We start from the raw sequence: 6,000 nt of genomic DNA on the forward strand, positions 1-6,000 counted from the left end.
AATTTTGTTTGAAGCAGTGATTTCTTTAACAGGTAGAGATGCATAAACGATCAGAGATTGATTGGCTCATTGAACGAAGCAAAATTATAGAAGTCATTGTTGGTTTTGCAAACGCACTGGATGAAAAGAATTGGCAAAAATTACGAGTTTATCTAACAGATGAAATCGAGATTAATTATTTAGATTTTCGAGGTGAACCACCTCGGCGGGCGACCGCAGAAGAATATGTAAAACAACGAGTTGATGGCTTGGCAGGATTACGGACTTTGCATATCAGCACGAATCATGAGGTAACAATCAAAGAAAATGTAGCTGATTGTAAATCAGCATATTGTATTTATAGAGTTGATCCCACACTTGAAGCAGGACAAGATCGGTTGGATACAGCAGGGAACTATCTTCATCGGTTGATTCGAGTCGATCAAGAGTGGCGAGTCAATGCGATCAAGCAAACAGTGGTGGTAATGAGTGGCAATCGACAAGTGCATGGTGCGTTCCACAATGGTCAAATAGAATAGCTTTATACCTTTTTATCAATTTCCTAGCTTGTGCCTAGCACATCTGTTTGGCCAATCCTGATGAATGTATTTAACGGCGCTATCTTCTGTGTTTGAGCCAATTAGCAATCTGACTTTTCCCGTTAAGTCTCGAAAAGCTTGCTGGTAAAGGATTTAAGAAACAACACAGCAAATACGGTACAGTCAAGTTTGTCGATGGTACACAGTCCATTGCTAGAACTAATCCCAATACTGGTGCAATTGAATTGAATGTTGCACCGGCCAAAGTCTTCAAAGCTGGCGAAAGCAACTGGTTACTACCTACGTTATCTCAGGCAGATATTGACGCGCAAGTTCCTAGTCCACAAATCATTGACTAATGTTTGCTAGGTATTCAATCTTGAACATTTATCTAATATCGTAAACCGTAAGCTTTTCTCTAATATGGCTTATGGTCTAGATTCCTAATCATCTATGTTGTAAAAATCCTGAAAATCTTTACCTGTTTACTTTAAAGACTTCTGAACTTGGATTTTATCGAAAATTTCACCTTCATTAAAAAATTGCTGTTGAATCTTGTTCCATCCTCCTAAATCTTCTGCTTTGAACAGAGTTTTAACTTTAGGAAAATTGCTACCCAATTCTTTTGCAATTGTATTATTCACAGGGCGGAATCCTATTTTGGCAAATTCTCGTTGTACCTCTGGGGTATAGAGATATTGAACAAATTCTTCTGCAACTTTCCGAGTCTTGTGTTGCTCGACGTTCTTATCTACCACAGCAATTGGATTATCAATAGATATATTCACATCAGGGACAATATATGAGAACTTTTCGCCTTTTTGCCTTGATAAAATCATTTCATTTTCATAGTTGAGTAAAGCATCCCCTTGACCTTGTTTAAAGAACAATTCGCTGGCATTACGAGCAGTTTTAGGCAGCACAAGTACATTTTTATAAACTTTGGAAGTAAAATCTAATGCTTGCTTCTCATCCTGACCAGTTTTTGTGATGTAACCCCATAAACTTAAGAAGTTCCATCGCGCACCACCAGATGTTTTCGGGTTAGCTGTCAGTACGCTCACTCCTGGCCTTGCCAAATCTGTCCATGTTTTAATATTTTTGGGATTCCCCTCACGAGTAGCGATCGCACTTACGGAGTGTGTCACAATTGCATTATTTGGTGCTTCTTTTTCCCAACCCGGTTGAATAAAACCTGTCTGAACCAGTTTGTCAACATCAAGGGCTAGTGACAGGTGTATGACATCAGCCTCTAAACCATCAATCACATTTAAGGTTTGAGAACCAGATCCATCATAACTTTCAGTAAACTTCAGATTTTGGTTATGCTCTTTTTTCCATTTTTCTACAAATTGTGGAATAATTTGCTCGTATGCAGCCTTTGTCACGGAGTAAGAAACAAACGTTAGGTTTATATCACGCTCTGAAGTGGCGATTCTATTATCAGTGTTATTAACATTAGCTCCAGAGCAAGCACTCATCACTATACTTAAGCTTACTCCCGCCAAAAATAGGGATATAAACCCCCAGTTTCTTATAGCTTGCCAAGCTTTAACAGTACGAGTGTGAACTTGTCTAGTGATATCTCTGTTTAATTTCCAAGTATGCTGCCGCTTGTTTCCCAAAATTTTCCTCCTCTATTAAATTCGGTAAGCCGAGGGATTTACTGTAGTTTAGAGGTATTATAAGATAGTTGGCATTCATTACATAATCTTTGATTAACCTAAATTTAAACAAGTTGTATATTGATTACGCATACAAAGAGGATTAACGTTGCCAAAACAAGAGCCTTAGTGTTCGCACTTCTTTAGGGCAGCGACAGCGAAGGATGATTGTTAAAGTTCTGACTTTTAAATCTTCTGCAAAATGTTTAAGCTGCCCCGTATAGCTAAATAAATATATGATTAGAGCCGTACTTTTTGACCTTGACGATACGCTCATAGATCACGATGCAGCAATTAGGGATGCCGCAAGTGCATTGTTTGATAAGGTCATACGCGATGGCAAACATGAGTTCAAGGTGTTCATAGAGCAATGGATATCCTTGAACCGAAAGTGGTATAAGAAGTTCTTTGCAAAACAAGTCACTTTTCAGGAATCGGGCAGAGGAAAAATGCGAGAAGCATTCTTGAAATACGGATATCAATTTTCAGATACAGATGCTGATGCCTTGCTCTCGGAGTACTGGGAACATTACGTGAGTATGTGCCAGTTATACGATGATGTCCATGAGTGTTTTACACAGTTACAGAAATACAAGATTGGGGTAATAACAAACGGTCAGGAGGCGCAGCAGGTTGAAAAACTTAGACGATGCGGTATTCTGTCAGTTATTGATATCGTTGTTACTTCAGAAGTGGCGGGATTTGCCAAGCCTGCGCCTCAGATTTTTCAGTACGCTTGTGCAAAATTGGGAGTACAACAAACACAGAGCGTCTATATTGGAGATAACCTTGAACTAGACGCGTTAGCGGCCAAAGATGCCGGATTAATAGGAGTTTGGCTTAACCGTCTTCACGGCGATTTGCAGGCATCTCCTCGGATTATAAAACGAATTAATCGGCTGACTGAACTATCAGAGTTAATCTTATAGAAGCTGGCATCAAGGGCTACAGTTTATCAAATCATGAATAAACGGCGAGACAATGTTCCTTTTGATTCTTACTACTTTGAGAAGCTCACATATCTAGGTGTGAACTTACTGCCCGGCGATACCTTCCGGCACATCTTCCAAACGAATCATTGGCGTGGATCTAATTCAATTTCAGGGGAGGGCGCTACTAGAAGACAAACACAACAGATTGAAGCTCAACTTCCAGCATTACTTAAAACATTACAAGTAGAGGTACTCCTCGATCTCCCTTGCGGAGACTTCAGTTGGATGCAGTTCATAGAGTTACCTATTTCAAGTTACATCGGTGCAGATATTGTACCTGAACTGATTACTGAGAACCAAAAGCGTTACGAAAGTAAAAAGTGTCAATTTATGACATTGAATTTAACAAGCGATCCTCTACCAATAGCAAATATATTGCTATGCCGAGATTGCTTTGTGCATCTTTCAATAGCAGACATTTTCTTAGCTCTCGATAATATTAAAAGTAGCCATATTGATTATCTACTAACAACTACTTTCCTCAATTGTGAAGACAACGAGGATATCACGACAGGTGACTGGCGTTTACTAAATTTGGAAAAACAACCTTTTAATTTTCCTACACCTCTACTAGTGATAAATGAAGGATGTACTGAGGGAGGTGGCTTATATAAAGATAAGAGCTTGGGATTGTGGCAGGTGCAAGACATTCCTTGAAGTATTATCCTGAATAGATGTTCGTGATTGTAATCAAAGTTTTCCACCACTTCAGCAGTTCTGGAGTTGGCGCGAATAGTGGAAGGTGTTTGCCTTTCCAATTTTTGGGAGGGTACAGCGAGATTGAAATGCCCTCGCCTCGGATTTCGCCACGGTAGTATAAGGTGTAGATTGTCTATAATCGCACCCTCTCCAAGTCATAGTCAGTCACTCGTGCGATGGGCGAAGTCCCGCCAAGGGCGATTGTATCTCTGAAAGTAAAAACCTTGTCACCGTTTTCAGATATTCCTGGGGACATCCACTCGATGCAGTAGAACTAGGAATCGCAAATCAGTTGAATGCCCTGGACAATCCTTGCTGGTGGGCCATCGCCATGAAATCGGAACTCGACTAATTCACCCAGTTCAAACACAGGCTTTTCTTTGGTAACTAATTGTAAGTTACCTGTACCAATGATTTCACGTCCTAAAACAGTTAGATTATCGTTGCTGGAGACAATCTCATAACTCCAGCCTTTAGCTGACCACTCTACACCGCAACAGTAACCGAAAGATTTGGTGGTAGTAACGTAGACTTTCTCCAACAGGGAAACTTCCAGGGGGGGAATCTCTTGACCCCAAGGTGGTGAAAGATACCAACAAGTTTCTAGATTCGGGACTTGGTTAATCATGGTTATGCCTCCTGATAGGACAATAGATGCCACAAGTAATCAATTCGTTTCCAAGCGATCGCAGCTTGCCTTGGAGAACAACTCAAGCCATAAGCACGACGGGCATCATAATTGCCCTTGATTGCCTTGGCTACTCCAACGGGAATCCCAAAAGCCACCTCACGAATGCCGGGTTCAAAGCTTCGGTCTTCATGAGAGAGCCGTACTTGCGTAATCTGATTTCCAATTTGGTCTGCCCAGGAGGTTGGCTGTTGACGGTAGAATAAGCCATCGGCGTAGGCAAGGTTGTTTGATAAAGGATCGGCTTGAGCCTCAACTGCGACTCAGAGGGTATATGAAGTGGACAAATTAGAATAGGTAAGGAATTAATCGTTTCGTGCATTGTCTGTAAACTTCATATTCATCACCAAAGGTATCAAGTAGCATCTGTTCCTCCTGTCCAATTCGTGTTGCATAGGCAATACTAAAGCTAATGAATCCTGATAGACCTGCAATCAAGTTGGAGAGCAAGAGTAGTTGTGCAATGCACAGTAGCAGAACAGAGGTGTACATAGGATGACGAATATTTTGATACACACCACTGATGGAGAGAGTATGTCCAGCCCGAATTTGCAGTGTTGATGACCAATTTTGACCCAAGTCGTGATGACTGCGCCAAAACAACCAAAGGGAAAGGGCAAGAATAGCAGTGCCTAATCCATTTGCCCAAATTGGTAGATGGTAGTTAGCAAAATTCAACCAAGGAGATAGAACATGAATCAAAGGAAGAAGCAGTATCCCAACCAATAGCAGAAGGCGGACTATCTTTTCCTGGAGGGTTTTTCGTTCATCAACAATTATGTTCTGTTTTTGTATTTGTTGGTAAGGAATTCTAATCAGCAGCCAGAAGACTATCCCCAACATGAAAATGCTTTTTGAGACAAATGGATTCATCACTGCTCCAATAGACTACAAAACAGTAAGTAAATATTTAGCTCAAATTATATTTAAGTATCTGTTTGTTGCTCTAAGAGGGTGTTTGAAAAGTCGGAAAGTTTGTAAAAAAGCTCTCTCAGTATACGCTGTGAATAGATAATAGACAGCACCGAGAGAGCAGCATGAGTAAAGCTTACCCCAGCAACCTGACTCCCGCACAATATGAATTTCTTAGCGACCTGATTCCAAAAGCGAAACCAGGTGGTCGTAAGCGGGAAGTCGATATGTGGTCTGTCCTAAATGCAATTTTTTATATCCTGCTAGAAGGAGTGAGATGGCGAGCATTACCTGGAGATTTTCCTCCTTGGCAGACAGTCTACACATATTTCCGCAATTGGCGCAAAGACGGGACTTGGCTGAAAATCCATGACAGTCTTAGGGAGTGGGTTCGGATCGAGCAGGAACGTCATCCAAGTCCATCTGAGGCAATAAGGGACTTCCAGAAAATAAACTATTCCATTAACAGTAATGATAATCATTTTAAAGGGGAATGAAGTGGCTGCTACAGCAGCCACTTCATTCCC

The 6,000-nt window shown here is 40.9% G+C and carries 7 protein-coding genes and 1 pseudogene; 4 read left to right on the forward strand and 4 right to left on the reverse strand.

All coding sequences use genetic code 11. From position 1 onward, the window contains the following. Positions 1–38 precede the first annotated feature (38 nt). Complete coding sequence (locus V7L07_RS09440) at positions 39–518, forward strand: nuclear transport factor 2 family protein (protein WP_335057151.1); 480 nt, start codon at positions 39–41, stop codon at positions 516–518. A gap of 485 nt (positions 519–1,003) precedes the next feature. On the opposite strand, the gene V7L07_RS09445 is transcribed toward V7L07_RS09440, so the two are convergent. After that, positions 1,004–2,101, reverse strand: a complete 1,098-nt coding sequence (locus V7L07_RS09445) for a sulfate ABC transporter substrate-binding protein (protein WP_335057163.1) — start codon at positions 2,099–2,101, stop codon at positions 1,004–1,006. Between the two features lie 317 nt (positions 2,102–2,418). Between V7L07_RS09445 and V7L07_RS09450 the strand changes: the two genes are divergently transcribed. Both V7L07_RS09450 and V7L07_RS09455 read left to right on the forward strand, forming a co-directional pair. Beyond that, positions 2,419–3,111: an HAD family hydrolase gene (locus V7L07_RS09450; protein ID WP_335057153.1), complete on the forward strand. Its 693-nt coding sequence runs from the start codon at positions 2,419–2,421 to the stop codon at positions 3,109–3,111. 33 nt (positions 3,112–3,144) lie between these two features. Next, entirely contained in the window at positions 3,145–3,831 is a 687-nt protein-coding gene (locus V7L07_RS09455; protein WP_335057155.1) for a class I SAM-dependent methyltransferase, read from the forward strand. 316 nt (positions 3,832–4,147) lie between these two features. Here the strand turns inward: V7L07_RS09455 and V7L07_RS09460 are convergent, their stop codons facing one another. The 3 genes from V7L07_RS09460 to V7L07_RS09470 all read right to left on the reverse strand — a co-directional run bounded on the left by V7L07_RS09460 (position 4,148) and on the right by V7L07_RS09470 (position 5,434). Next, entirely contained in the window at positions 4,148–4,501 is a 354-nt protein-coding gene (locus V7L07_RS09460) for a DUF1392 family protein (RefSeq protein ID WP_335057157.1), read from the reverse strand. A gap of 2 nt (positions 4,502–4,503) precedes the next feature. Continuing rightward, positions 4,504–4,659: a hypothetical protein gene (locus V7L07_RS09465; protein WP_335057159.1), complete on the reverse strand. Its 156-nt coding sequence runs from the start codon at positions 4,657–4,659 to the stop codon at positions 4,504–4,506. Between the two features lie 190 nt (positions 4,660–4,849). Then, positions 4,850–5,434, reverse strand: a complete 585-nt coding sequence (locus V7L07_RS09470) for a protein-S-isoprenylcysteine O-methyltransferase (protein ID WP_335057161.1) — start codon at positions 5,432–5,434, stop codon at positions 4,850–4,852. A gap of 164 nt (positions 5,435–5,598) precedes the next feature. Between V7L07_RS09470 and V7L07_RS09475 the strand changes: the two are divergent. Continuing rightward, positions 5,599–5,925, forward strand: a pseudogene (locus V7L07_RS09475) (transposase); the annotation flags it as partial. Positions 5,926–6,000: the final 75 nt, after the last annotated feature.

Origin of the sequence: Nostoc sp. (assembly GCF_036916985.1) — a bacterium.
GTDB lineage: Bacteria > Cyanobacteriota > Cyanobacteriia > Cyanobacteriales > Nostocaceae > Nostoc.

What these genes read in the sequence shown, in the direction of transcription:
- V7L07_RS09470 (WP_335057161.1), bottom strand. Translation starts at nt 5,434, where the DNA reads ATGAATCCATTTGTCTCAAAAAGCATTTTCATGTTGGGGATAGTCTTC.
- V7L07_RS09450 (WP_335057153.1), top strand. Translation starts at nt 2,419, where the DNA reads ATGATTAGAGCCGTACTTTTTGACCTTGACGATACGCTCATAGATCAC.
- V7L07_RS09440 (WP_335057151.1), top strand. Translation starts at nt 39, where the DNA reads ATGCATAAACGATCAGAGATTGATTGGCTCATTGAACGAAGCAAAATT.
- V7L07_RS09455 (WP_335057155.1), top strand. Translation starts at nt 3,145, where the DNA reads ATGAATAAACGGCGAGACAATGTTCCTTTTGATTCTTACTACTTTGAG.
- V7L07_RS09460 (WP_335057157.1), bottom strand. Translation starts at nt 4,501, where the DNA reads ATGATTAACCAAGTCCCGAATCTAGAAACTTGTTGGTATCTTTCACCA.